The sequence below is a fragment of the Streptomyces sp. SS8 genome, assembly GCF_054072955.1.
The window spans coordinates 190,767-216,228 of record NZ_JBSVCZ010000006.1; the positions used below are offsets into that span (position 1 = coordinate 190,767).

General features: G+C 74.7%; 17 protein-coding genes and 2 pseudogenes. 7 read left to right on the forward strand and 12 right to left on the reverse strand.

The genetic code is table 11. The features are described 5' to 3' along the window. Positions 1-8: 8 nt before the first annotated feature. Together ACW69E_RS08620 and ACW69E_RS08625 are read right to left on the reverse strand one after the other, a co-directional pair. Positions 9-1,643: a TerD family protein gene (locus ACW69E_RS08620; protein WP_457497575.1), complete on the reverse strand. Its 1,635-nt coding sequence runs from the start codon at positions 1,641-1,643 to the stop codon at positions 9-11. 69 nt (positions 1,644-1,712) lie between these two features. Further along, positions 1,713-2,315, reverse strand: a complete 603-nt coding sequence (locus tag ACW69E_RS08625; RefSeq protein ID WP_457497576.1) for a M48 metallopeptidase family protein — start codon at positions 2,313-2,315, stop codon at positions 1,713-1,715. 264 nt (positions 2,316-2,579) lie between these two features. On the opposite strand from ACW69E_RS08625, the gene ACW69E_RS08630 reads away from it, so the two are divergent. Continuing rightward, positions 2,580-3,686 carry a ThiF family adenylyltransferase gene (locus tag ACW69E_RS08630; protein ID WP_457497635.1) on the forward strand — a complete coding sequence of 369 codons (1,107 nt, stop codon included), beginning with the start codon at positions 2,580-2,582 and terminating at the stop codon, positions 3,684-3,686. A gap of 54 nt (positions 3,687-3,740) precedes the next feature. Further along, positions 3,741-5,144 carry an ABC1 kinase family protein gene (locus tag ACW69E_RS08635; protein ID WP_457497577.1) on the forward strand — a complete coding sequence of 468 codons (1,404 nt, stop codon included), beginning with the start codon at positions 3,741-3,743 and terminating at the stop codon, positions 5,142-5,144. Between the two features lie 270 nt (positions 5,145-5,414). Here the strand turns inward: ACW69E_RS08635 and ACW69E_RS08640 are convergent, their stop codons facing one another. From ACW69E_RS08640 to ACW69E_RS08655, 4 genes are all read right to left on the reverse strand, one after another. After that, a complete protein-coding gene (locus tag ACW69E_RS08640; protein ID WP_457497578.1) occupies positions 5,415-5,738 on the reverse strand; it encodes a hypothetical protein in 324 nt (107 codons plus the stop codon). Then, entirely contained in the window at positions 5,735-6,097 is a 363-nt protein-coding gene (locus ACW69E_RS08645; protein WP_093661313.1) for a WhiB family transcriptional regulator, read from the reverse strand. Before ACW69E_RS08645 ends, ACW69E_RS08640 begins: the two co-directional genes overlap by 4 nt. Before the next feature lie 132 nt (positions 6,098-6,229). Continuing rightward, positions 6,230-6,547: a hypothetical protein gene (locus tag ACW69E_RS08650; RefSeq protein ID WP_457497579.1), complete on the reverse strand. Its 318-nt coding sequence runs from the start codon at positions 6,545-6,547 to the stop codon at positions 6,230-6,232. Between the two features lie 197 nt (positions 6,548-6,744). After that, a complete protein-coding gene (locus ACW69E_RS08655) occupies positions 6,745-8,961 on the reverse strand; it encodes an ATP-dependent DNA helicase UvrD2 (protein WP_457497580.1) in 2,217 nt (738 codons plus the stop codon). A 200-nt stretch (positions 8,962-9,161) separates the two neighbouring features. Between ACW69E_RS08655 and ACW69E_RS08660 the strand changes: the two genes are divergently transcribed. Continuing rightward, positions 9,162-9,404: a mycoredoxin gene (locus tag ACW69E_RS08660; protein ID WP_457497581.1), complete on the forward strand. Its 243-nt coding sequence runs from the start codon at positions 9,162-9,164 to the stop codon at positions 9,402-9,404. Here the strand turns inward: ACW69E_RS08660 and nudC are convergent. From nudC to ACW69E_RS08685, 5 genes and pseudogenes are all read right to left on the reverse strand, one after another. After that, positions 9,404-10,339 (reverse strand): annotated as a pseudogene (nudC, locus tag ACW69E_RS08665) (NAD(+) diphosphatase); the annotation flags it as partial. The gene ACW69E_RS08660 and the pseudogene nudC overlap by 1 nt on opposite strands. Before the next feature lie 260 nt (positions 10,340-10,599). Next, complete coding sequence (locus tag ACW69E_RS08670) at positions 10,600-14,064, reverse strand: ATP-dependent DNA helicase (protein ID WP_457497582.1); 3,465 nt, start codon at positions 14,062-14,064, stop codon at positions 10,600-10,602. Between the two features lie 104 nt (positions 14,065-14,168). Then, positions 14,169-15,047 (reverse strand): hypothetical protein, encoded by an 879-nt coding sequence (locus ACW69E_RS08675; protein ID WP_457497583.1) that lies wholly within the window; start codon positions 15,045-15,047, stop codon positions 14,169-14,171. A gap of 112 nt (positions 15,048-15,159) precedes the next feature. Beyond that, positions 15,160-18,435, reverse strand: a complete 3,276-nt coding sequence (locus ACW69E_RS08680; protein ID WP_457497584.1) for an ATP-dependent helicase — start codon at positions 18,433-18,435, stop codon at positions 15,160-15,162. A gap of 254 nt (positions 18,436-18,689) precedes the next feature. Continuing rightward, positions 18,690-19,082 (reverse strand): MGMT family protein, encoded by a 393-nt coding sequence (locus ACW69E_RS08685; protein ID WP_457497585.1) that lies wholly within the window; start codon positions 19,080-19,082, stop codon positions 18,690-18,692. 374 nt (positions 19,083-19,456) lie between these two features. Here ACW69E_RS08685 and ACW69E_RS08690 point away from each other — a divergent pair, with 374 nt between their 5' ends. The 4 genes and pseudogenes from ACW69E_RS08690 to ACW69E_RS08705 form a co-directional block, all read left to right on the forward strand. Further along, positions 19,457-21,967, forward strand: coding sequence for a lysylphosphatidylglycerol synthase domain-containing protein (locus ACW69E_RS08690; protein WP_457497636.1), 2,511 nt, complete (start codon positions 19,457-19,459; stop codon positions 21,965-21,967). 105 nt (positions 21,968-22,072) lie between these two features. Further along, the gene (locus tag ACW69E_RS08695) at positions 22,073-22,471 is read left to right on the forward strand and encodes a TOBE domain-containing protein (RefSeq protein ID WP_457497586.1); all 399 of its coding nucleotides are present in this window, start codon (positions 22,073-22,075) and stop codon (positions 22,469-22,471) included. A gap of 11 nt (positions 22,472-22,482) precedes the next feature. After that, positions 22,483-23,319, forward strand: coding sequence for a molybdate ABC transporter substrate-binding protein (gene modA, locus ACW69E_RS08700; RefSeq protein ID WP_457497587.1), 837 nt, complete (start codon positions 22,483-22,485; stop codon positions 23,317-23,319). Between the two features lie 113 nt (positions 23,320-23,432). After that, positions 23,433-24,161: pseudogene (locus ACW69E_RS08705) on the forward strand (ABC transporter permease); the annotation flags it as partial. Between the two features lie 98 nt (positions 24,162-24,259). Here the strand turns inward: ACW69E_RS08705 and moeZ are convergent. Then, the gene (gene moeZ, locus ACW69E_RS08710) at positions 24,260-25,438 is read right to left on the reverse strand and encodes an adenylyltransferase/sulfurtransferase MoeZ (protein ID WP_206348683.1); all 1,179 of its coding nucleotides are present in this window, start codon (positions 25,436-25,438) and stop codon (positions 24,260-24,262) included. Positions 25,439-25,462 lie beyond the last annotated feature (24 nt).

Here is a 25,462-nt window from a genome sequence, read left to right on the forward strand (position 1 = left end):
GGGCTCCCTCAGACCTCGTAGGGCTGGACGACGATGAAGTTGCCGGGCGCGCCGCGGAACTGGAGGTTCACGGTCTCCCCGCTGTGGCCCGGGTAGGCGTTGCGGCGCAGCCGCACCTGGCTGGAGATGATCACCTGGGCGCCGGCGGACCAGGCGACGACGGCCTGGCTGTCGGCGAAGGTGGTCGGAGTGACGGGCAGGACGACCGGGGCGCCCTGCGTCTTGACCACGACGGTGCCGGTGCCCTGGAACTGCATGGTGAACAGCGCGCCGCCGGGGATGCCGTGGCCGTCGATCCGGCGTACCTCGTACTGGAGGGTCTCGTCGAAGGCGAGCACGTTGTCGGCGGAGACGCAGACGGCGTCGCCCTGGAGTTCGATGGGGTGGACGTGCGCGGCGTTCTCGGCGAAGAACACCTGGCCGCGGCCGGTGCAGCGCATGAGCTGCATCTCCTGGCCGGTGGCGTTGCCGACGATCCGGCCGGCGAATCCGGCGCCCTTGTAGGAGAAGTCGACCTTGCCCTGGTAGAGCACCATGCTGCCCTGGCGGGCGAGGACGCCCTGTCCGTCGTGGGAGAGGTCGGCGCGTATCAGTGCCGGGTTCTGCAGGGTCCAGCGCTGCCCGGTGGGCGCCTCCCGGTATTTCTCCAGCGCGGCGCCGATACCGGCCGCCGGTCCCTGGGGCATCTGGGGCATCTGCGGGGCGCCCGGGTGGCCGGGAACCTGTCCGAAGGGCTGCTGCGGAGCAGGCGGCTGCCCGAAGGGGTTGGGCAGGGCCTGGCCCGGGGCGGTGGGGGCCGGGGGCATCGGGGCGGGCGGGGGCGCGACGGGCGGGGCCGCCTGTCCCGGGAAGCCCGGCTGGGCGGGTCCGCCCCCGTAGGAGGACCCGGCGGGCTGCGCCGGCTGCCCGAAGGGCGGCTGGGCGGGAGCGGGGGCCACCGGGGGCGGGGGCGCCTGCGGCGGGGCCGGTGCGGGCGGGGGCACGGGCGCGGGCGGCGGCGCCTGCTGCGCGGGAGCGGGGGCCGCCGGGGGCGCGAACCCGGGCGCCGGCCCGGCGGGCGGCGCGAAACCGGGTGCCGCCTGCGGGGCCGGCGCGGGAGCGGATGCGGGCTCCTCCTCCAGGACCTCGCCGCCGAAGTGCTTCAGCAGCGCCTCCAGCCCCCCGTCGAAGCCCTGCCCGACCGCCGCGAAGCGCCAGACGTCCTTGAGGTAGAAGTCGCCGAGCATCACGGCCCGCTCGGTGGTGAACTCCGAACCGTCGAACGAATAGCGCGCGACCTCCTCACCGCCCGCGACGATCCGCAGATAGCCGGGATCGACCCGGGACATCTGCCCGTCGCCGTCGATCGTGGCGGTGAAGGAGAGCTTCTGGATGTCCGCGGGAATGCGGTCCAGTGTCACCCTGAAGGATTCGGTGTCGCCCGCCTGGGCGCCCAGCAGCCGGATCGCCCCCTCCGGTGACCCGGGCTGGTTGAAGAAGACGAAATAGCGGTCGTCCGACAGCCTCTCACCGGCGTCGAGACCGAAGCAGCTGATGTCGAAGGACAGCCCCGGCGCGGAGATCCGTACGCCCACGTACAGGTCCGTCCCGGCCGTCAGATCGCTGATCTTGGCCTTGTGGCCTCGTTGGAATTCCCTGGCCATGCGTAACGACCGTCCCCCATCCGAAGCGGTGAATTGCGTTGCGCCAGGCTAACCGGTACTCCCCGCGGCTCACTCGCCCCCGTCGCGGGGAACGTTCGGCAGCCGGCCCGCGGCGATCACTCCCTCGAGGAATCCCCGTGCCCTCTCCGTACGCGGATAGGTCTCCAACAGCCGCCAGAATTCCGGGCCGTGACCGGGTACCAGCAGATGGGCCAGCTCGTGCAGGAGGACGTAGTCCAGGACGTACTCCGGCATCCCCTGCAGACGGTGGGAGAGGCGGATGCTGCCCTCGGCGGGGGTGCACGAGCCCCATCGGGTGTTCTGGTTGGTGACCCAGCGCACGGTGGCCGGGCGGGCGCGCCCGAGCAGGTACTGCTCGGAAAGCCGCGCCGCGCGGGCGCCCAGCTCCCCGTCGTCGAGTGTCCTCCTGCTCTCCTGGGCGGCCAGCTTGTCGAGCATGACGCCCACCCAGCGCCGCTCCTCCTCCTTGGACATCCGGGCCGGGATGAGGACGACGGTGCGGCCGCCCTCCCGGTAGGCGGAGACCGTACGGCGGCGGCGTGCGCTGCGGCGGACCTCGATCGCGTCCGGCCGCGGCGCCGGGCCGCCCGCGGCCGCGCCGTCCGGACCGGGGCCCGGCTCCTCGACGCTGTTCAGGGGGTCTGCGGGCATGCCACGACGTTACCCGCCGGCGTCGGCGGAAGTCCCGCCTCCGGGGCGCTGACGGGGACGCACGCCTGCGTGCGAGCCGGTGGCGCGCCTCCCGAGCGCCCCCGCGCACCCGGTATGACGAACGCCGCATCCTGTGGACGGCTCTCCGCGGCGGCCGCGGCGAAGGACGCAGGCTGGGTCCGTCCGGTCCTCCTCCCGGCGCCCGCGCACCGGGAGGGGCTCAGAAGTGGTTCAGCGGTCTTTCAGGGGGCTGTCGTGCATCCGATGATCAAACCCGCGCTCCGGCGCGCCTGGCGGGACCGGAACACCGTGCGGTACGGGGTGGCGCCCGCGCACGCGGTGCTGCTGGGCCCGGTGGACACCGCGACCGGCGGTTTCCTGGAGCTCTTCGACGGCACCCGCAGCCTTCCCCAGCTCAGACAGGCCGCCGAGGCGATGGGGCTCGGGGCGGACGCGGCCGACCGGCTGGTGGCACGGCTGACGGCCGCGGGGCTGCTGGACGACGCCACGGCCCACCGGCGGGCGGCGGCGCGGGTGGACGACCGGCTCCGCCCGGACCTGGGGTCGCTCTCGGTGCTCCGGCCCGAGCCGGGCGGTGGGGTGTGCCGGCTGGCCGCCCGGTCGGCGGCCCGGGTACAGGTGCGCGGCGCCGGACGGGTCGGAGCGACGGTGGCGGCACTGCTGTCGGCGGCCGGGGTGGGACAGGTGGACGTGGTGGACGGAGGCTGCGTGGCGCCGTGGGACACCTCACCCGGGGGCATCGACCCCGGGCAGACCGGCGAGCGGCGGTCCTCGGCCGCTCGCCGGGCGGTACGGCGGGCGGCCGCCGGGGCCCGGCCGCCCCGCCCCGGACGGGGGGAGAGCGCCGCGCCGCTCGCTCTGGTGGTGATCGCCCCGCGCGACGGCCTGGCCGCCTACGCCCCGGATCCCGCCGCGGCCGAGGAACTGATCGGGAGCGGGCAGCCGCATCTGTACGCCGGTGTCGTCGAGGCCACCGGCTTCGTGGGGCCGCTGGTGCTGCCGGGCGCGGCGGCCTGCGCGGAGTGCCTGGCGCTCGGGCGCACCGAGCGTGAACCCACCTGGCCGCTGGTGGTGGCACAGTGGAGGTCGGCACGGCGGTCGGCGGTGCCCGCCTGCGACGTGGCGCTGGCGACGGTGGTCGCGGGGGCCACCGCCTCCTGTGCGCTGGGCTTCCTGGACGGGGACGAGAGCTGTGTCACCGACTCGCGGCGGCACTGGGTGCTGCCGCGGCTGCTCACCGAGTGCGAGCCGGTGCCGCCTCATCCGGAGTGTCCGTGCGGTGCGGCTTCCGGGCGCGGTGACCGCCCGCTCTCGGCGGACGGGGTCCGGCGGTCCACAATGGCCACATGACCGCTGTCCTCGGCGCTGCCACCTGGTCGTGCTGTCGGGAAGTTGGAGGGGCACATGTCGGATCTTCCGCGTAAGGCCGTCACCCGTACCGCCAAGCTGGCCGCGCTGCCGCTGGGGATGGCGGGGCGCGCGACCTGGGGCCTGGGCAAGCGGATCGGCGGGTACTCCGCGGACCTGGTCGGGCAGGAGCTGCAGCAGCGCACCGCCGAGCAGCTGTTCAAGGTCCTCGGGGAGCTGAAGGGCGGTGCCATGAAGTTCGGCCAGGCGCTGTCGGTCTTCGAGTCGGCGCTCCCGGAGGAGGTGGCCGGCCCCTACCGCGCGGCGCTGACCAGGCTCCAGGAGGCGGCTCCGCCGATGCCGGTGGCATCGGTGCACGCCGCGCTGGCCGAGCGCATGGGCGAGGACTGGCGGGAGCTGTTCGAGGAGTTCGAGGACAAGCCCTCGGCGGCGGCATCGATCGGGCAGGTGCACCGCGGTGTCTGGCACGACGGCCGCCCGGTGGCCGTGAAGGTGCAGTACCCCGGCGCCGGTGAGGCGCTGCTGTCGGACCTGAACCAGCTGGGGCGCTTCGTCCGGCTGCTGGGCCCCCTCATTCCGGGTGTGGACATCAAGCCGCTGGTCTCGGAGATGCGCGACCGGCTCAGCGAGGAGCTGGACTACGAACTGGAGGCGCGGGCCCAGCGGGCGTACGCGGAGGAGTTCGCCGACGACCCGGACGTGCGGGTGCCGGACGTGGTGTACCAGTGCGACCAGGTGCTGGTCACCGAGTGGCTGGAGGGCGTGCCGCTGGCCGATGTGATCAGGGATGGCAGCCGCGAGGAGCGGGACCGGGCCGGGCAGCTGCTGGCGCGCTTCCTGTTCTCCGGCACGGCCCGCACCGGGCTGCTGCACGCCGACCCGCACCCGGGGAACTTCCGGCTGCTGACCGGCGACGCCCCCGGCGGTCCGCCCGAGCGGTGGCGGCTGGGGGTGATGGACTTCGGCACGGTCGACCGGCTGCCGGAGGGGTTGCCGCCGACGATCGGCGTCGCTCTGCGGATGGCCCTCGACGGCGACGCGGAGGCGGTCCACGAGCTGCTGTGCGACGAGGGGTTCATCAAACCGTCCGTCGAACTGGATCCGGACGCGGTGCTGGAGTACCTCCTGCCGATCATCGAACCGGCACAGGTGGAGGAGTTCGTCTTCTCCCGGGACTGGATGCGGGAGCAGGCCACGAGGGTCGCCGATCCGCGTTCCCCCGCCTACCAGCTGGGCAAGCAGCTCAACCTGCCGCCTTCCTACCTGCTCATCCACCGGGTGACGCTCAGCACGATCGGTGTGCTGTGCCAGCTCGGCGCACAGGTGCGCATGCACGAGGAGATGGAGGCGTGGGTGCCCGGTTTCCTGCCGGAGGAGGACGAGGAGGAGTACTTCGACGGTGCCGGGGAGGGTGCGGAGGTGACGGAGACCTCCGCCTGAGGGGCCTGGGGCGGGCCGGGCCCGCCGCGCCCGCCCGGAAGGACGCGGGGGCCGGGGCGTCGCCGCCCCGGCCCCCGCCCTCGGTCATCGTTCTCCGCCGTCGTCCTCCACTCCGGCCGCCCGCCCGGTCCACGCCCGGCTGTCCGCCCGGCCACTGTCCGGTCCCGGCCGAGACACCCACCGGGGCAGTCGGGCGGGAGCGGCTCGCCGGCTCCAGCGGTGGCCTGGGGCAGGGCCGGGGCCGGGGTCAGGGCTGGAGCCGGGGAGCCGTCACTGCATGATGGCCAGGGCCAGAGCGCGACGGGCCCGCAGGGAGGCCCGCTCGGCACGGCGCTGCATACGCCGGGCGGTGATCACCCGGTGGCCGAGTTGTTCCGACTCGGCCTCCCGCATGCGTTCGCGCATATGGGCACGGGCCATGGCTTCTGGGATGAGTTGCATGTCGCGGGTCCTGTTCTGGAGCGTGGCGGTGGCGTCGGGCTGTGTGCTCGCGTGGTTGTCGGTGTTGAGGGTCATCGCGGATTCCGGCTTCGGGAAGGGACGCAGCGCGGGACCGTGCGTCGCGGGGTGATCGATCGTGCCGACGGTGTTCATGCCGTGACCGGGTTCTTGCGGGGGCGGCCACGCGGCCGCTTGCGGGGGACGACCACCCCCTGGACGAACAGCTCGCCGCCCCAGACACCCCAGGGCTCGCGGCGGTCCTTGGCGCCGGCGAGGCAGGCCTCGCGCAGCGGGCAGGTCTGGCACAGGGATTTGGCGTACTCCACGTCGGCCGGCGACTCGGCGAAGAAGACCTCCGGGTCGTAGCTGCGGCAGGGCACGGCCACCCCGAGACGCTCGATGGCGTCGTCGAGCTCGGTGAGCGTGGTGAGCGGGGTCAAGGAGTCCTCCGTGGAATCGGACGTTCGGATCGGGTCGGGCTGTACGGACGGGGCGTGCGTCTGGATGTGCACGGCGGTGGATTCCTCGTCTGTGTGTCGTCTCTTCGACCCGGCTGGTGGCCGGGCCACTTGGGGAAAACAGAAGGGCCGCGGATCCCGGTGTGGGTTCCGCGGCCCTGGAAGGTGCCGACCTGATCGTGCCGATCAGGCTGGATCTCTCCAGGGTTCGAGCCCACGGAAGGCCCACATCGTGTGGTGCTTGGCCTGCTTCTGTCCGTTGCCGGCACCGTTGGCCGCGCCGGTGAGGGCATAGGCATCAGCCTGTGCCGCCGCCACTACCGCGGGTGCCTGGGTCGGTCGCTCGCTGACCCGCTCGCGAATCGACGGAACCGCGAGGGAGGCCGGACGCGCGGCCGTAAAGCCGAAGGCACGGGTGCCGGACAGACGGGAGCCGGGCAGGCAGGAGGCGAGGACCTCGCGACCGGTCGGTTCCGTCGTGATCGTGGTGATCGTGGTGGTCATCGAAGCTCGCCTCCTCTCGGCGCTTTGGGGGATCGGCGGGTGTGCCGGTCCGGGCGTTCAGGGTTCAGTACAGCATGGATCCGACGGAGCCAGTAGGCCCCGCTCGTCCATGCCCGGAAGGCTATGAGGGTTTGGACGGCCCGCGCAAACTATTTTCCCGGCGGATTCGTAACAGCCTCTGTGACGGATTCCGGAACCTATTCGTCCACTTGTTCCTCCGTCTGTTCGTCCACCCGTCCGCCTGCGTCCTCCCCCGGGGCGGCACCGATCTCCTCGCCGGCGCACAGGGCCAGTACATCGGCGCCGAACCTCTGGAGTTTGCGCCCGCCCACGCCGGGGATCCGCGCCAGCTCCGTCTCGTTGTCGGGCAGGGCCTCGGCGATCGCCATGAGCGTCTTGTCGGTGAAGACGCAGTAGGCGGGCTGGCCGAGCTGCCGCGCCTGGGACGATCGCCACTCGCGCAGCCGCTCGTACAGCTCCTCGTCGAGGTCGGAGGGGCAGCCCTCACAGCGCATCAGCTTGATCTCGCCCGCGTCGGTGAGGGTGCGCCCGCACACCCGGCACCGCACCGGGCCGCGCCGCTTGCGCGACCGCCCGCCGCCGCGCTCCACCCCGCCGGCGCCGCCGGCGCGGCCGCCGTCCGGCGAGGAGCCGGGCCGCAGCCCCGCCAGGAACCGGCTCGGGCGGCGGCCGCCCCGGCCTCCCGGCGAACGTGACAGCGCCCAGGACAGGGACAGATGGCGCCGGGCCCGGGTGACGCCCACATAGAGCAGCCGGCGCTCCTCCTCGACCTGCTCGTCGGTCTTCGCGTAGCTGATCGGCAGCGTCCCGTCCGTCAGCCCGACCAGGAAGACCGCGTCCCACTCCAGGCCCTTGGCGGAGTGCAGCGAGGCGAGGGTGACGCCCTCGACGGTGGGGGCGTGCTGGGCGTTCGCCCGCTCGTCCAGTTCGGCCACGAGGTCGGCCAGCGTCGCCTGCGGCCGGGCCCGGGCGAAGTCCTCGGCCAGCCGCACCAGGGCTGCCAGGGACTCCCAGCGGTCGCGTACCGCCCCCGATCCGGCCGGGGGCTGCGGCGTCCAGCCGGTACCGCCGAGCACCGCGCGCACCTGGGAGGGGAGGTCCACGGCGTCGGCCAGCAGCGGGTCGTTGTCCCCGGCGCGTGCCGCGCCGCGCAGGGCGACTCCGGCCTCGCGCACCTCGGGCCGTTCGAAGAACCTCTCGGCGCCGCGCAGCTGGTAGGGCACTCCCGCGTCCGCCAGGGCCTGTTCGTAGACCTCGGACTGGGCGTTGACGCGGTAGAGCACCGCGACCTCGCTCGCGGGGACCCCGGCGTCCATCAGCTCCCGGATGCGGCGGGCGACGCCCTCGGCCTCGGCGGGCTCGTCCGGGTACTCGGTGTATACGGGGTCGGGCCCGGCCTCGCGCTGGGAGACCAGCTCCAGCCGGTGCTCGGCGGCCCGGCCCCGGGCCTGGGCCAGCAGCCCGTTGGCCAGATGCACCACCTGCGGCGTGGAGCGGTAGTCGCGCACCAGCTTCACCACCGTGGCGCCGGGGTGCCTGGTGCGGAAGTCGAGCAGGTGGTCGGGGGTGGCCCCGGTGAAGGAGTAGATCGTCTGGCTGGCGTCGCCGACCACGCAGATGCTCTCCCGCTCCCCCAGCCACAGCTCCAGCAGCCGCTGCTGGAGGGGGCTGACGTCCTGGTACTCGTCCACCACGAAGTGCTGGTACTGCCGCCGTACGGTGTCGGCGATGTCCGGCCGCTCCTGGAGGATGCCGACCGTGAGCAGCAGCACGTCCTCGAAGTCGATGACCGAGCGCTCGCGCTTGAGCTGCTCGTAGAGCCCGTAGATCCGGCTGATCTCGGCCGGGTCGCGCGGCGCCTCGCGCGAGGACTTCGCCACCGCGGCCGGGTAGTCCTCCGGGACGCTCTGGGTGACCTTGGCCCACTCGATCTCGCCCGTCACATCGCGCAGTTCGTTGCGGTCGAGCCGGATGCGGCAGCGTGCGGCGGCCTCGGCGACGAGCTGGACCTTGCGCTCCAGCAGGCGCGGCAGGTCGCCGCCGATCGCCTTCGGCCAGAAGAACTGCAGCTGGCGCAGGGCGGCGGAGTGGAAGGTGCGGGCCTGCACACCGCCCGCGCCGAGCTGGCGCAGCCGCCCGCGCATCTCGCCCGCCGCGCGGTTGGTGAAGGTGACGGCCAGCACGCTCGCGGGCGGGAGCACCCCCGCCCGCACCCCGTACGCGATCCGGTGCGTGATCGCGCGCGTCTTGCCCGTACCGGCCCCCGCCAGCACGCACACCGGGCCGTGCAGCGCCGTCGCCACCTCGCGCTGCTCGGGATCGAGTCCTTCGAGCACCGCGTCGGGCGAATCGGGGACGTTCGGGAAGAGGGAGGAGGGCGTTGCTGCTGTCACCCCGCCATGCTGCCAGGTCGGCCGGAGGGCCGGTAACCGTCGTCCACAGGCGGCCGGGACTCGTAGCAGGAACGCCCCGCGCCGGTCCCGGCCAGGACTCGCGCCGTCCCCGGCCGGGACGTTCGGGAATGGGTCCGGCCGGTTGAACGTTCCACCGGTGCCAGTACGCCGACACGCCGAGACGAGGAGCACGAGAACCCATGGCGGGAACGGTCACGATGTACAGCACCACCTGGTGCGGCTACTGCCGTCGGCTCAAGGGCCAGATGGACCGCGAGGGAATCGCGTACACCGAGGTCAACATCGAGCACGACCCGGAGGCCGCGGCCTTCGTCGAGAAGGTCAACAACGGCAACCAGCTGGTCCCGACCGTGCTCTTCCCCGACGGCTCGGCCCTGCCCAACCCCTCGATCGCGACGGTGAAGTCCGTTCTGGGAGCCTGACGCACCACCGCCGGCGGCCCGTACCACAGCTCGATCAGCCGGGCCGCGATCGAGATGCCCGACGGCGGCAGCACCTCGCCGGAGGCGAACGCGGCACGCAACTCCTCGCGGGAGAACCAGCGGGCCTCCTCGATCTCCTCGCCGTCCACCCGGATCTCGGTGGAGGTGGCGTGCGCCACGAAGCCCAGCATCAGGCTGGACGGGAAGGGCCACGGCTGGCTGGCGACGTACTCGACCCTGCCGATCGTGACGCCCGCCTCCTCGCCCGCCTCGCGGACGACCGCCTGCTCGATGGACTCGCCCGGCTCCACGAAGCCCGCGAGCGTGGAGAAGCGGCCCTTGGGCCAGTGCACCTGGCGGCCCAGCAGTGCGCGGCCCGCCGGGTCCGTCACCAGCATGATCACGGCCGGGTCGGTGCGCGGGTAGTGCTCGCCGCCGCAGGCCGGGCAGCGGCGGATGTGCCCGGCGGCGGCGATGACCGTGCGCTCGCCGCAGCGCGAGCAGAAGCGGTGCATGCGCTGCCAGTTCTCCAGGGCCACGGCGTGCACCATCAGCTGGGCGTCGCGCTCGGACAGCAGCGTGCCCGCCTCCCGCAGCCCGGCCGGGCGGGCCGCGTCGTCCATCCGGCCCGGCAGCGCGTCCTTCTGCAGCGCGAAGTAGCGCACGCCGTCCTCGTCGATGCCGAGGAAGTAGCGGTGCGCCTCGGTCAGCGGGGCGTCGAAGGAGGGCATGGTCACCAGCTCGGCGCGCCCGCCCCCGGTGTCCTCGATCAGCACCTGCCCGCCGGAGACCACGAAGCAGCGGGTCGTCGGGTGGCTCCAGGCCGCTCCCAGCCAGGCCTCGTCCAGCCGGTGGTGGGAGGCCCGGTCTATGCCGCCGGTGGCGGTGAGCGTGATCGGAGGACGGTCGGTGGTGTGGTCGGGCCAGGTGATCACGGCTGCTACCAACTTCCCCTGCTGCGTGAGCGGTGGTTCGGGTGCGTACGACGGCCGCCGGACCGTTCCGTGCGGTCCGGGTGCTGTGGAGGACCCGTCCCTCTCCGTCCGCGGCGGCGCCCGCTCACAGCCGTCCCGCCCGCTCCCCCGCGCAGTGGGGACGGGGGCACCGGCCCTCCGCGGGGACGGCGGGCCGGCCTGCGGTGCGCGCGCGGACGGCGGTGTCCACGAGCGGCCGGGGTGGTGCTCATGCCCCGAGCCTATCCGGCCGTTCCGCCCGCCCCGGAATCGGTCGCCGCGTCCCGCCGGCCGCCGGACGCCTCCCGGCCGCCCGGGATGTCCGGAACATCCACGCCGTCCCCGTCCTCCGCGCCTTCGATGTCCTCCGCTCCGTACAGCAGCAGCCTCTCCAGGCCGGCGCGGCCCGGCAGCCGGGCGGGGCGGACCAGCTCCCCGCTGCGGACGTGGAGGAAGGCGGCGCCCACGGCCTCGGGCGGCAGCCCGTGCCGCTCGGCCCAGGCGAGGCGGTAGACGGCGAGCTGGAGCGGGTCGGCCCTGCCGGAGTGCCCGGTCTTCCAGTCGATGATCTCGAAGCGGCCGTCCGCGTCGCGGTACACCGCGTCGATCCGGCCCCGGATCACCCGGCCCGCGAGCACCAGCCGGAAGGGCGCCTCGACGCGGTACGGGGTGCGGTGCGCGTAGGGGGTGCGGCCGAACGCCTCCTTGAGCGCGGCCAGGTCCTTCTCGTCGGCGATCCCGTCGTCGCCGCCGGGGTACGCCTCGCCCTCCTCCCCGCCGCCCGGCAGCTCCTCGGGATCGTGCAGGGGCAGCTCCAGCTCCTCGAAGCGGGACTCCACCCAGGCGTGGAAGCGGGCGCCCCGGCGGGCGGCGGCGGGCCGCGGCGGCCGCGGCATGGGCCGGGCCAGGTCCCGCGCGAAGCCTTCTGGGTCGGCGGCCAGGCGTACGAGCTGGGTCGCGGAGAGCGCCGGGGGCAGCGGCACCTCCCGCACACCCGACCGGGCCCGGCGCAGTTCGGCGGTGAGCGCCTCCATGTCGCGGTCCCAGGAGGCGACGGTCCGCGCGTCCTCCGGCGTCAGCTCCGGCTCCGGTGCGGGATCCTCCACCGGGGCCGGTGCGGGCTCCGGGGCCGTACGGGGGCGGGGCAGTCTGCGCCCGCCCGCCTGCCCGTCCGTCCGCCCGTCCAGGTGGGCCATGACGCGCGCGGCGGCGGCACGGCGGCGTGCCCAGGCCTCCTCGTCCAGCGGCAGGGGCCAGGCGCGCTCCTCGGCCGGCTCCTCCAGCGCCGGGTTCTCCTCGCCCTCGGCCGGCTCCCCGGCCCAGTGCTCGACCTCGCCGTGCCGCGGGTCGGCCTCGCAGTGCGCTCGCAGCGCCTCCAGGAAGGAGGAGGGGCCGCGCGGCTTCTTCTGGCTGGGCCCCCACCAGTGGCCCGAGCCCAGCAGCAGGGAGCGGGGGCGGGTGAAGGCGACGTAGCCCAGCCGCAGTTCCTCGGTGTGCTGGTGGTCCCTGACCGCCTCGTCGTAGGCCTTTCGGTCCTTCGCCGTCCAGCCGGACAGCTCCGGCAGGGTCGCCGCGTCGCCGCGCAGCGCGGGCGGCAGCACCTTCGGCTGGGAGAGCCAGGACTCGCGGGCCTGCCCGCTGGGGAAGTTCCCGGCCACCAGCCCGGGGACGGCGACCACGTCCCACTCCAGGCCCTTGGACTTGTGCGCGGTGAGGACCTTGACGGTGTTCTCGGCGCCGGGCAGCGAACTGTCCAGTCCCTTCTCGTACTCGGCCGCGGCGCGCAGGAAGCCCAGGAAGGCCAGCAGGGTGGACTGCCCGTCCAGCGAGGCGAATCCGGCGGCGATGTCCAGGAAGGTGCCGAGGGTCTCCCGGCGGCGGGCGGCCAGCGCGTGCGGGGAGGCGGAGAGCTCGACCTCCAGGCCGGTGACGGACAGCACCCGGTGCAGCACGTCCATCAGCGGGTCGGCCAGCGAGGCCCGCAGATCGCGGATCTCCTTGGCCAGCCGGGCGAAGCGCACCCGGGCCTCGGCGGAGAAGGGCAGCGGGTCGTCGTGGCCGCTGGTGCCCAGGAAGGTGTCGAGCGCGTCGGCGAGGGAGACCACCTCGGCCGGGTCGGTGCCCTCCACGGCGGCCGCCAGCCGCTCCTGGACGCCGGCCTCCCCGCCGGTGCGCGGGCCGCCGGACACCAGCAGCCGGGCGCGGCGGCCCAGCAGGGCGAGGTCGCGCGGGCCGATGCGCCAGCGCGGGCCGGTGAGCAGGCGCACCAGGGAGGCGTTGGCGGTCGGGTCCTGGAGGACCTCGCACATGGCGACCAGATCGGCGATCTCCGGCAGGTGCAGCAGTCCCGACAGGCCGACGACCTCGACCGGCACCCCGCGCTCCACCAGCGCGCCCTGGATCCGCGCGAAGTCGCCGGCGGTGCGGCACAACACGGCGACCTGGCCGGGCTCGGTGCCGGTGTTCACCAGATGGGCGACGGAGTCGGCCAGCCACGCGATCTCCTCGGCGTGGGTGCGCAGCAGCGCGCAGCGCACCAGGCCGTCGTGCTCGGCGCCGGGGGCGGGGCGCAGCGCCTCCACGCCCGCGTGGCGGGCGCGCAGCGGCGCGGCCAGGGTGTTGGCCAGGTCCAGCAGCCGCCCGCCGCTGCGCCGGTTCTCGCTCAGGGACTGGCGGCGGGCGGGGGCGCCGCCGGCGAGGGGGAAGTGCTCGGGGAAGTCGTCGAGGTTGGCCACGGACGCGCCGCGCCAGCCGTAGATGGCCTGACAGGGGTCGCCGACGGCGGTGACGGCATGGCCGGTGCCCTCCCCGAACAGGCCGGCCAGCATGACGCGTTGGGCCACGGAGGTGTCCTGGTACTCGTCCAGCAGCACCACGGCGTACTCCTCGCGCAGGATCCGCCCGACCTCGGGCACATCGCGCGCCAGGGACGCCGACAGGGCCATCTGGTCGCCGAAGTCGAGCAGTTCGCGCTCCCGCTTGCGCCTGCGGTACTCCTCGACGAGCCCCAGCAGTTCCAGGCGGCCCCGTGCGGTCTCGGGCACCTTCCGCAGGGCGGCGTTGGTGAGCCTCACCTCGCCGCTCTCCAGCAGCTCCAGCAACTCGCGGTCGTACGCGCGCAGCCGCTCCGGCTCCACCAGGTGCTCGGACAGCTCGCCGTCGAGGGCGAGGAGGTCGCGCACCAGCTCGCTGACGGACTTGGTCAGTGCCGTGAAGGGGCCGGGCGCGGTGCGCAGCACCGAGGCGGCGAGCTGGTAGCGGGTGGCGTCGGCCAGCAGCCGGGCGGACGGCTCGATGCCCAGCCGCAGCCCGTGGTCGCCCAGCAGCTGCCCGGCGAAGGCGTGGTAGGTGGAGATCCGCGGCTCGCCGGCCGGTTGTTCGGGGCCGGAGGAGCCGACGGGGCCGGTGGGATCGACGGGGTCGGGATCGAGCACTCCCGCCCTGCGCAGCGCCCCGCGCACCCGGTCGGCCAGCTCGCCCGCCGCCTTGTTGGTGAAGGTCAGGCCCAGTACGCGCTCGGGCGCCACCTGCCCGGTGCCCACCAGCCAGACCACCCGGGCGGCCATCACCGTCGTCTTGCCCGACCCGGCTCCGGCCACGATGACCTGCGGCGCGGGCGGAGCGGTGATGCACTCCATCTGCTCGGCGGTGAAGGGGATGCCGAGGAGCCGCCGGAGGTCGTCGGGGTCGTTGAGCTGTGCGGGCACCCACCAGACGCTAGCGCGCCGCGCCGACAGCCGCGGCGCGGCGGTGGCGGGCGGGGGCCGCCGGCCACCGCCGCGCCGCCGTTCCGACGGGGTGTCAACCGCCCTCAGACCGACTCGTGTCGGCCCGGGTCCCCGCGCATCTCGCCCAGGTCGAGGACCTCGTCCGGATCCGGCGCCTCGACCACGACCTCCTCCCCGTGGCCGGTGAAGTCCATCACACCCGGCTCGTCGCTCCCCTCGTTCTCCATCCGCAGCAGATAGGGCCGGTCGTCGTCGTTGGCGACGTAGGCGGTGGTGGTCCCCTCGCCGTCGTCCTCCTGGACCAGCGGGATGACCTCCCGGCCGTCGAGGTCGACGGGCTCGCGCTTCCCGGTCTCCCCGGAGCCGCCGGACTCCATCTCCTCGATCAGCCCGTCGAGGTCGCAGAAGCCACCGGGGCCGGCGCCGGACTTCCCGCCGTCCGTCCTCACCCAGCGCTCCGAGAGCATCTCGACGGCCATGTCCTCCCCGGGGCCGCCGTCGCTCTGGCTCTCCCAGAAACCCTCGTCGCCCTTCATGTACATCCGCCCGTCGGCGGAGAGGACCTCGGCGGTGCCTTCGCCGATCGTCATGGTGCCGGTGCAGTCGCCGTCCCCGGCGAGCGCCAGGTCGACGGTCATCCTGCCGCCGTCCTCCCCGGCCACCCAGCCGGTGATGCGCAGCGACTCGGCCCGCCTCATCGCCTCGGCGGACCGTTCCATGATCTTCCCGGCGGAGCTCCGCTCCAGCCTCGTCCCGCCGAATCCCCCGGCGAAGGGGGCGTCCGCCTCCTGGCCCGGCTTCCCCGATGCCTCCGGATCCGCCCCGCCGATCCCCGCCGGAAGGCCGCCTCCCGGTCCGGAGTCCGGTCCGCCCGTACCGCCCGGCCCTCCGGAGCAGCCCGCCAGTCCCGCGGCCATGGCGCAGACCAGTGCCACCGCCAGAGCCCCCCGCTTGTCCCCCACCGCTGTGCCGCCTCCGTCTCCGTGATGCCGTCCCGGAACATGGGACCACACAGCGCCGACAACCGGTTCCCGGACCGGAGCCCTCCGCCGGGGGCGGTGCCCGCCCGCGCGCTCAATCCACGATGTGGCGCCCCTCGGGCCGGGCGCTGCACGCCCCCTTGAACGAGCAGGTGTCGCAGTGCCGTCCGGGGGAGGGGGTGAACCGCTCGTCCAGGACGCGCCCGGCGGCGTCGGCCAGCAGCTCGCCCACCCACTCCCCGTCCCCGTCCCCGGAGGACAGGGCGGGCTGCCGCTGTACGGCCGGGAGTTCGTCGCCGCCCTCCCGCTTCGGCGCGCCGATCCTGAGCTGGACCAGTTCCGCGCCGCCCGGCTCCGGGCGCCCGGTGAAGCCCTCGACCCCGTCGAGCGCCCCCTCGCGCACCGCGAGCTGGTAGACGGCCAGCTGGGGGTGGCGCTCGACCTCGGCCGCGGTCGGCTTGCTCCTGCCGGTCTTGAAGTCGACGACGTACGCCCGGCCGTCGGGCCCGCGCTCGACCCGGTCCATGGAACCGCGGACGCGGACTTGGTGGCCGCCCGCCTCCAGCGTCACGTCGAAGTCGTGCTCGGTGGCGGCCGTCTCGCGCCCGAGGTCACGCTCCATCACGTGCCAGCGCAGGAAGCGCTCCAGGGCCGCGCGGGCGTTCTCCCTCTCCTGCCGGGACTTCCAGGGCGCGTCGAAGGCGAGCGAGTCCCACACCGAGTCCAGCCGCTCCAGCAGGACGGACAGGTCGGCGGGGGTGCCGCCGGAGGCGACCTCGTCGGCCAGTACGTGCACCACGTTGCCGAAGCCCTGGGCCGCGGTCGCGGGCGGCTCCGCCCTCACCTCGCGGCCCAGGAACCACTGGAGCGAGCAGGCGGTGGCCAGTTGGTGCAGCGCGCTGCCGGAGAGGGCGACCGGCCTGTCCCTGTCCCGCAGCGGCACCTCGCTGCGGGTCGGCTCGTACAGCCCCCACCAGCGGTGCGGATGGGCGGCGGGGACCAGGGGGACGCCGTCGTCGTCGCGCAGCGCGGCCAGCGCGGCCAGCCGTTCGGCGGCCGCCTCGCGCAGCCCGGGGGCGACCCGGGGGTCGACGGTGGTGGCACGCAACTCGGCGACCAGGGCGGACACCGACAGCGGGCGGCGCGGGCGGGCGGTGACGTCCCTGGGCTCGACGCCGAGTTCGGTCAGGAAGCGGGAGGGCTGGTCGCCGTCCTCGGCCGCGGCCCTCACCGCGGTGACGACCAGGCGGTCGGCCGCGCGGGTGGCCGCCACGTAGAACAGCCGGCGCTCCTCGGCCAGCATCGCGCCGGGGGTGAGCGGTTCGGCGAGCCCGTCGCGGCCTATCCGGTCGGGCTCCAGCAGGGAGCCGCGCCGCCGCAGGTCGGGCCAGAGCCCCTCCTGCACCCCGGCGACGACCACCAGCCGCCACTGCAGGCCCTTGGCCCGGTGCGCGGTCATCAGCCGTACCGCGTCGGGGCGCAGCGCGCGGGGGGCGATGGTGTCGCCGGCGATGTCCTGGGCGTCCAGCTCCTCCAGGAAGTTGAGCGCGCCGCGCCCGCCGACGCGTTCCTCGGCTCGGGCGGCCGCGGCGAACAGCGCGCAGACGGCGTCCAGGTCCCGGTCGGCGTTGCGGCCGGCGGCGCCGCCGCGCCCGGCCGCGCGCCGCAGCCGGGCGGGCCACCGGCCGTCCCGGTCGCCGCCCAGGCCGTCGTTCCACAGCAGCCACAGCGCCTCCTCGGCCGTGGCGCCGCCGGCCAGCGCCTCGCGCGCCCTGCGCAGCAGCAGCCCCAGCTCACGTGCGCCGCGCGCGTAGGACGGGTCGTGCGCGACCAGCCGTTCGGGCTCGGACAGCGCCTCGGCCAGCAGCTCGTCCGAGGGGCGGGGTACGGCGCGGCCCGCGGCGCGCTCCTCCTCGCGCAGGGCCCGGCCCAGACGGCGCAGGTCGGCGCCGTCCATGCCGCCCAGCGGGGAGGTCAGCAGGGTGAGCGCGGTCTCCACTCCGATCCAGGGCCCGTCCGCGCCGCCGTCCTCCGCTTCGGGCCGGTCCGAAGCGGGCCGGTCCGCTCCGGCGGCGTCCGCGACGGCCGCCCTCGCCGCCACCCGCAGCGCGGTGAGCAGGGGCACCACCGCCGGCTCCCGGCTCAGCGGCACGTCGTCGCCGTCGGTCTCCACCGGGACGCCGGCGGCCGTCAGCGCCCGCCGCACCGCGGGGATGGTGCGGTGGCCGGCGCGCACCAGCACCGCCATCTCCCGCCACGGCACGCCCTCCTCCAGACGGGCACGGCGCAGCAGGTCGGCGATGTTGTCCAGCTCGGCCCCGGGGGTGGGATAGGTGTACACCTCCACCCGGCCGCCCTCCCGGGCCGCCGTCAGCCCCCGGTGGGCGCGTACGGCCTCGGCCGGGAGCCGGGTGAGCGGCATGCGGTGGGTGATCCGCCGGGTGGCCTCCAGCACCACCGAGGCCGAGCGGCGGCCGGTGCGCAGCACCGCCACCGGGGCGGGGGCCCCGTCGCGCCGCCGGAAGACGCGGGGGAAGTCGAGGATGCCGTTGACGTCCGAGCCGCGGAAGGCGTAGATCGCCTGGTCTGGGTCGCCGAAGGCGACCAGGGTGCGGCCCTGGCCGGCCAGCGCGCGCAGCAGCCGCACCTGCGCCGGGTCGGTGTCCTGGTACTCGTCGACGTACACCGCGTCGTAGCGCGCGGCGAGATCCGCCCCCACCTCGTCCCGTTCGGCGAGCAGCACCGCGCGGTGGACCAGTTCGGCGTAGTCGAGCACGCCCTGGAGGTCCAGCACGTCGAGGTACTCGGCCAGGAAGGCCGCGGCGGCCCGCCAGTCGGGGCGGCCGGCTCGGCGGGCGAAGGCGTCCAGCGCCTCCGGTCCCAGGCCCAGTTCGCGGCTGCGTGCGAGGACGGCCCGCAGTTCGTCGGCGAAGCCGCGGGTGGTCAGACAGGCTCGCAGCTCCTCGGGCCAGCGGGCCCGCTCCCGGCCGGTGTCCTCCAGCTCCGCCTGGCCGGCCAGCAGTTCGCGGATGCGCAGGTCCTGCTCGGGTCCGGACAGCAGCCGCAGCGGTTCGGCGAACAGATCGGCGTCCTGGTGGGCGCGGACCAGGGCGTAGCAGTAGGAGTGGAACGTCGTGATCTGCGGGGTCCGGGGCGCGGGCCCGTCCAGGCGTGCCGCCATCCGGTCCCGCAGCTCCACCGCCGCCCTGCGGCCGAAGGTCAGTACGAGGATCCGCTCCGGATCGCCCCCGCGCCGCACGCGCTCGGCGACGGACTCCACCAGGGTGGTGGTCTTGCCGGTGCCGGGCCCGGCCAGGACGAGCAGCGGTCCGCCGCGGTGGTCAACCACCGAGCGCTGGGCTGCGTCCAAGGCAGGGAGGCTCGCCGGACCGGGCGGGGTACGCACCAACCGGTACGTATCGGACTTGAGGGAGGAACTCACGTGGATCGCCGGTCCTGGTCGCTGTGCTGGATGGTGCAGACGGTACGCCAGGGGGCGGCCGTGGCGCACGGCGTCGCGCTCCCGCCCGCACCCCGTCCGGACGGCTCACCGCGCACACGGCGACGTGTAGGGCGGGGCCATGGCGGAAGCTGGTAGGTGTGAGGAGTCCCACATCCGGGCGGTCAGGAACGCCGGGCGGGCCGCTCGCCGGCCCCGTCCCCGCCGCCCGCCGCTTCCCCGTCCCACCGGGCCCGGCGCATGTCGATGCGCACCGCCCCGGCGGTGCGGCCGGCCCCGCCCTCCGGGCCCCCGCGCAGCGGGGTGCCCTCCTGGCGGTAGTGGGCCAGCGCGCGGCCCTCGTGGCAGGGCGGCGGCGTCCCGTCGGCCCGCACCACGCGCCACCACGGCACCACGCCGCCGTAGAGGGACATCACCCGGCCCACCTGCCGCGGGCCTCCCTCCTCCAGCCACTCGGCCACGTCGCCGTAGGTCATCACCCGGCCGGGCGGGATGCGCTCCACCACGGCCAGCACCCTCTCCGCGTAGTCCGGCAGCTCGCCGGCGGGCCCGGTCATGGCGGCCATGGTGCCCCATACGGCCGCCGGCCCGCACCGGCGGCGGCGCGCGCGCCCGCGCGACACGCGCAAACTCGGCTTTCCGCGGAGAAAAGCGACCTCCCTCGCCGGTCCGCCGCCTCCTCGTGCCACCATCGTCCCGGCGGTGACAGGTGATACGAGAGCGAAAAGGGACCGGGGAGCGGTCCGAGGAGCAGGGCGGGCCCCCTCCGCGGGAGGAGCCCCGTCCCGCTCACCCCTCCCCGCACACGGCCGACCCCGGCCGGGAGTCCGCGCGGCGGGACACCGGCAGGGCCGCCGGGGAGACGGGCCAGGAACACGTCGACGGTGACGAGCCGATCCTCCCCGCCCGGGTGCACCGCCCCTCCGACCTGATGCGGCTGCTGCTCGGGGCCCTGGGCATCGCCGTCGTCCTGGTCGTCGCCGCCTTCGCGCACGGCACCACCGCGGGCCTGGAGCAGGACATCGGCAAGGGCGCGGGGCAGGCCCCTCCCCTGCTGATCAGCTTCGCCGGCTTCGCCTCCAGCGTCGCCGTGCTCATCGTGCCGGTGGCCTTCGCGCTGGAGCGGCTGATCAAACGCGACGGACTGCGGATCGCCGACGGGGTCCTCGCCGCCGTCCTGGCGCACGGCGCGTCGCTCGCCACCGACCTGTGGGTCGCCGAGCAGGCCCCCGGATCCATCCGGAACGCCCTGACCAGCCCGGCCCCGGACGGCGGGCTCACCGATCCGGTGCACGGCTATCTGGCACCCGTCATCGCCTACATGACGGCCGTCGGCATGGCCCGCCGGCCGCGCTGGCGGGTGCTGCTGTGGGTGGTGCTGCTGCTGGACGCCTTCGCGGTGCTCGTCGGCGGGTACACCACGCCGTTCTCGATCCTGGTCACCGTGCTGATCGGCTGGACCGTCGCCTACGGCACGCTCTACGCCGTCGGCTCCCCCAACGTCCGGCCCACCGGCCAGAACCTGCTGGCCGGGCTGCGGCGGGTGGGCTTCAGGCCGGTGAGGGCGCTGCGGCTGGACCCCGCCGACCCCGTGGCCCCGGAGCGGACCGAGCAGAGCGACCGGGCCAGGCGCTATCTGGTCACCCTGGAGGAGGGCCCGCCGCTCGACGTCACCGTCGTGGACCGCGAGCAGCAGGCGCACGGCTACTTCTACCGGGCCTGGCGCCGCCTCGCGCTGCGCGGCATCACCCAGCGCCGCAGCCTCCAGTCGCTGCGCCAGGCGCTGGAGCAGGAGGCCCTGCTGGCGTACGCGGCCATCGCCGCCGGGGCCAACGCCCCGAAGCTGATCGCCACCTCCGAGCTGGGCCCCGACGCCGTCATGCTCGTCTACGAGCACGTGGAGGGGGACGGTCTGGGCTCCCTGCCCGACGAGGAGGTCACCGACGAGCTGATGCGCGCGGTCTGGCGGCAGGTGCGCGCGCTCCAGTCGCGGCGTATCGCCCACCGCCGGCTGGAGGACGACGCGCTGCTGGTGGCCCCCTCCGGCGAGGTGTTCCTCACCGACCTCAGTGCCGGTGAGATCGCGGCCGGCGATCTGGTGCTGCGGATGGACGTGGCGCAGCTGCTGACCACCTTCGGTCTGCGTGCCGGCGCCGAGCGCTCGGTCGCGGCGGCGGTGGAGGTACTCGGTCCGGACGCGGTGGCCGACAGCCTCCCGCTGCTCCAGCCGATCGCGCTCAGCCGCGGCACCCGCGCCACCCTGCGCAGGCTGGCCAAGGAGCGGGCGCAGCGCGAGCGGGAGGCGGCCATCGAGGCGTCCCGCCACAGCCGCGAGGCGCGCCAGGCCCAGGGGCACGCGCCCGCCGGCGACCGCAAGTCGCTCCGGGCGGAGAAGCACGCCGAGAAGCAGGCGGTCATGGAGGCCCTGGAGGAGGCGCGCGAGGAGGACCTGCTGGCGCAGATCCGCGGGCAGGTGCTTCTGGTCCGGCCGCAGGCCCCGATACAGCCGGCCAGGCTGGAGCGCGTCAGGCCGCGTACGCTGGTCAGCTTCATCGCCGGGGCCTTCGCCGCGTACTTCCTGCTCTCCCAGCTCACCCACGTGGACTTCCGGCAGGTCATCGGCGGGGCCGACTGGGGCTGGGTGGCCGCCTCGCTGCTGTTCTCCGCCCTGACGTACTTCGCGGCGGCGATGAGCCTGCTCGGTTTCGTACCCGAGAAGGTCCCCTTCCTGCGCACGGTGATCGCCCAGGTGGCGGGCTCCTTCGTCAAGCTGGTGGCGCCGGCGGCGGTCGGCGGCGTCGCGCTCAACACCCGCTTCCTTCAGCGCGCCGGGGTCCGGCCCGGCCACGCGGTCGCCAGCGTCGGCGCCTCCCAGCTGTTCGGTCTGGGCAGCCACATCGTCCTGCTGCTGACCTTCGGCTATCTGACGGGCACGGAGCACACCCCGACCCTCTCCCCGTCCCGCACGGTGATCGCGGGGCTGCTGACGGTGGCGGTGCTGTCCCTGATCGTGACGGCGATCCCGGCGCTGCGGAAGTTCGTGGTGGAACGGGTGCGGGCCCTGTTCGCCGGCGTCGTCCCGCGGATGCTGGACGTCGTCCAGCGCCCGCAGAAGCTGCTCAGCGGCATCGGCGGCATGCTGCTGCTGACGGTGTCGTTCGTACTGTGTCTGGACGCCTCGGTGCGCGCCTTCGGCGGGGAGCTGAGCTACGCGAGCATCGCGGTGGTCTTCCTGGCGGGCAACGCGCTGGGCTCCGCGGCGCCCACCCCGGGAGGTCTGGGCGCGGTGGAGGCCGCGCTGATCGCGGGTCTGATCGCGTTCGGGCTGCCGAAGGAGATCGCCACCCCGGCGGTCCTGCTCTTCCGTCTGATGACCTTCTGGCTGCCGGTTCTGCCCGGCTGGCTCTCCTTCACCCACCTCACGCGCCGGGAGGCGCTCTGACCGCCTGAGCCCGCGCGGGCGCATCGCCCCCTGGCCTCGCGAATGCGAGGGATGGAGCCAGGCTCGCCTTGCATGTGCGAGCCGTTGCACCATAACGTCGTGCACATGCGTTCCTACTCCATGGGCCGGGCGGCCCGGCTGCTCGGGGTCAGCCCCGACACGGTGCGCCGCTGGGCGGACGCCGGACGGCTGCCCACCAGCCGGGACGAGGGCGGCAGGCGGCTGGTGGCGGGCGAGGACCTGGCCGCGTTCGCCGCGGCGCTCGCCGCGGACGCCGCCGACGGCGAGGACGACGGGCCGCACACCAGCGTCCGCAACTCCTTCCCCGGCATCGTCACCGCCGTCCGCCTCGGGGACGTCGCGGCCCAGGTCGAGATCCAGGCGGGCCCCCACCGGCTGGTCTCCCTGCTGACCCGGGAGGCCGTGGAGGAGCTGGGGCTGGCGGTCGGTGTGGAGGCCGTGGCCCGGGTGAAGGCCACCAACGTGCACATCGACCGGGCGTGAGGCGGCCCGGCATGCCCGACGCGACCGGTACGCGCGCCCCCCGCGCACCCCGGCGGCCCTCCGGCCGGCCACGCGCGGGCGTGGCCGGCCGGAGGGCCGCCCCGCTGCCGGCCGTCCTGCTGGTGCTGGCCGCCCTGACGGCGGCCTGCGGGGGCGGCGCCCTCGGCCGCACCGGCGACGGCGGCCGGACGGCCACCGTGACGGTCCTGGCCGCCTCCTCCCTCACCGACGTCCTCACCGAGGCGGGCGCCGCGTACGAGGAGGAGCACCCCGGCGTACGGCTGCGCCTGTCCTTCGCCGGCTCCCAGGAGCTGGCCGCGCAGATCCGCCAGGGTGCTCCCGCCGATCTGGTCGTCACCGCCGACACCTCGACGATGGAGTCCCTGCGGGGCTTCACCGGCCCCTCCACCGTGATCGCCCGCAACCGGCTCGTCATCGCCACCGCCCCCGGCAACCCCCTGGGCGTCGAGTCACCGGGCGACCTCGCCCGCGAGGAGGTGAAGGTGGTGCTCGCCGCCCCCGAGGTCCCCGCCGGCCGGTACGGGCAGCGGCTGCTGGAGCGGCACGGCGTCACCGTGCGCCCGGTCTCCCGGGAGCCGAGCGTGCGGGCCGTGCTGAGCAAGGTGGAGCTGGGCGAGGCGGACGCCGGGCTGGTGTACGCCACCGACGCCGCCGCCTCCGCCGGCCGCGTCGAGGCCGTGCCCGTCCCCGGCGGCACCGCCGTGCGCTACCCGGCCGCGCCCCTGAAGGAGGCCGCCCATCGCGGGCGGGCCGCGGAGGTCATCGACTGGCTGGGCTCCGAACCGGCCCGCCGCCTGCTGCGGGAGGCCGGTTTCCTGCTGCCGTGAACCACCGCACCGGATCCCGCGCCCGGCCGTCCCGCGCCCGGCCGTCACACGTACGCGGCCGCACGCCCGGCGCGCGTACCCGCACACCCGCCGCGCTCGCCGGGCCCGCCGCGCTGGCGGTGGCCTTCCTGGCCGTGCCCCTGGCCGGGGTGGTGGCCCACACGCCCTGGCGGGACCTGGCCGGGCAGCTCACCTCGCCCGACGTGCTCCGGGCGCTGGGGCTCTCCCTGCTGGTCTCCGCCCTCGCCCTGCTGCTCTCCCTCGTCCTGGGCGTGCCGCTGGCCTGGCTGCTGGCCCGCGCCGACTTCCCCGGCAAGGCCCTGGTGCGCAGCCTGGTACTGCTGCCGATGGTGCTGCCGCCGACCGTGGCGGGCGTCGCCCTGCTTCGTGGCTTCGGCCGCGGCGGCCTGCTGGGCGGACCACTGGAGGCGGTGGGGGTGACGCTGCCGTTCTCCACCGCGGGCGCGGTGGTCGCCGCGGCCTTCGTGGCGATGCCGTTCCTGGTCATCGGCCTGGAGGGGGCGCTGGCCGGGATCGACCCGCGCTACGAGGAGGCCGCCGCCACCATGGGCGCGACCCTCCCCCAGACCCTGCGCCACGTGACCCTGCCGATGGTGGCACCCTCCCTGGCGGCGGGCGCCGCGCTGTGCTGGGCGCGGGCGCTGGGCGAGTTCGGCGCGACGATCACCTTCGCGGGCAATCTGCCGGGGGTCACCCAGACCCTGCCGCTCCAGGTCTATCTGCTCCTCCAGCAGGATCCCGCGGCCGCGACCTCGGTCTCGCTGCTGCTGCTCGCGGTGGCGGCGGCCGTCCTGATCGCGCTGCGCGGACGCTGGCTGGGCCACTCGCGCTGACACGCGAGGCGGCCCCGGGGACGTTGTCGTCCCCGGGGCCGCCCCCATGCTCGTTCCGCGCTCGTCCGGCGCCCGCCCGCGGGCCGTCAGTAGACCGGCTTCTCCGGCTCGATCTGGGTGACCCAGCCGACGACGCCGCCGCCGACGTGGACGGCGTCGGAGAAGCCCGCGTTCTTCAGGACCGCGAGGACTTCCGCACTGCGGACACCCGTCTTGCAGTGCAGGACGATCCGCTTGTCCTGGGACAGCTCGCCCAGCGCGTTGCCCATCAGGAACTCGTTCTTCGGGATCAGGCGCGCGCCCGGGATGGAGACGATCTCGTACTCGTTGGGTTCGCGGACATCGATGATGTCGATGTTCTCGCCCTCGTCGATCCACTCCTTGAGCTGCTGCGGGGTGATGGTCGAGCCCATCGCGGCCTGCTGGGCCTCGTCGGAGACCACACCGCAGAACGCCTCGTAGTCGATCAGCTCGGTGACCGTCGGGTTCTTGCCGCACACCGCGCACTCGGGGTCCTTGCGGACCTTGACCTGGCGGTAGCTCATCTCCAGGGCGTCGTAGATCATCAGACGGCCGAGCAGCGGCTCGCCGATGCCCGCCAGGAGCTTGATCGCCTCGGTGGTCTGGACCGAGCCGACGGACGCGCACAGCACGCCCAGCACGCCGCCCTCGGCGCAGCTGGGGACCATGCCCGGCGGCGGGGGCTCGGGGTACAGGCAGCGGTAGCACGGGCCGTGCTCGGCCCAGAAGACCGACGCCTGGCCGTCGAAGCGGTAGATCGAGCCCCACACGTACGGCTTCTTCAGCAGCACGCAGGCGTCGTTGACCAGGTAGCGGGTGGCGAAGTTGTCGGTGCCGTCCACGATCAGGTCGTAGTCGGCGAAGATCTCCATCACATTGGAGGAGTCCAGCCGCTCGGTGTGGAGGTTGACCTTCACGTACGGGTTGATCCCGAGCACCGTGTCCCGCGCGGACTCGGCCTTGGGGCGGCCGATGTCCGCCTGGCTGTGGATGACCTGGCGCTGGAGGTTGGACTCGTCGACCTCGTCGAACTCGATGATGCCGAGCGTGCCCACGCCCGCGGCGGCCAGGTACATCAGGGTCGGCGAGCCGAGGCCGCCCGCGCCCACGCAGAGCACCTTGGCGTTCTTCAGACGCTTCTGCCCGTCCATCCCGACATCCGGGATGATCAGGTGGCGGGAGTATCTGCGGACCTCGTCGACAGTGAGCTCGGAGGCCGGTTCGACCAGGGGTGGCAGCGACACGGAGACCTCAACAGGGTTGGTCGG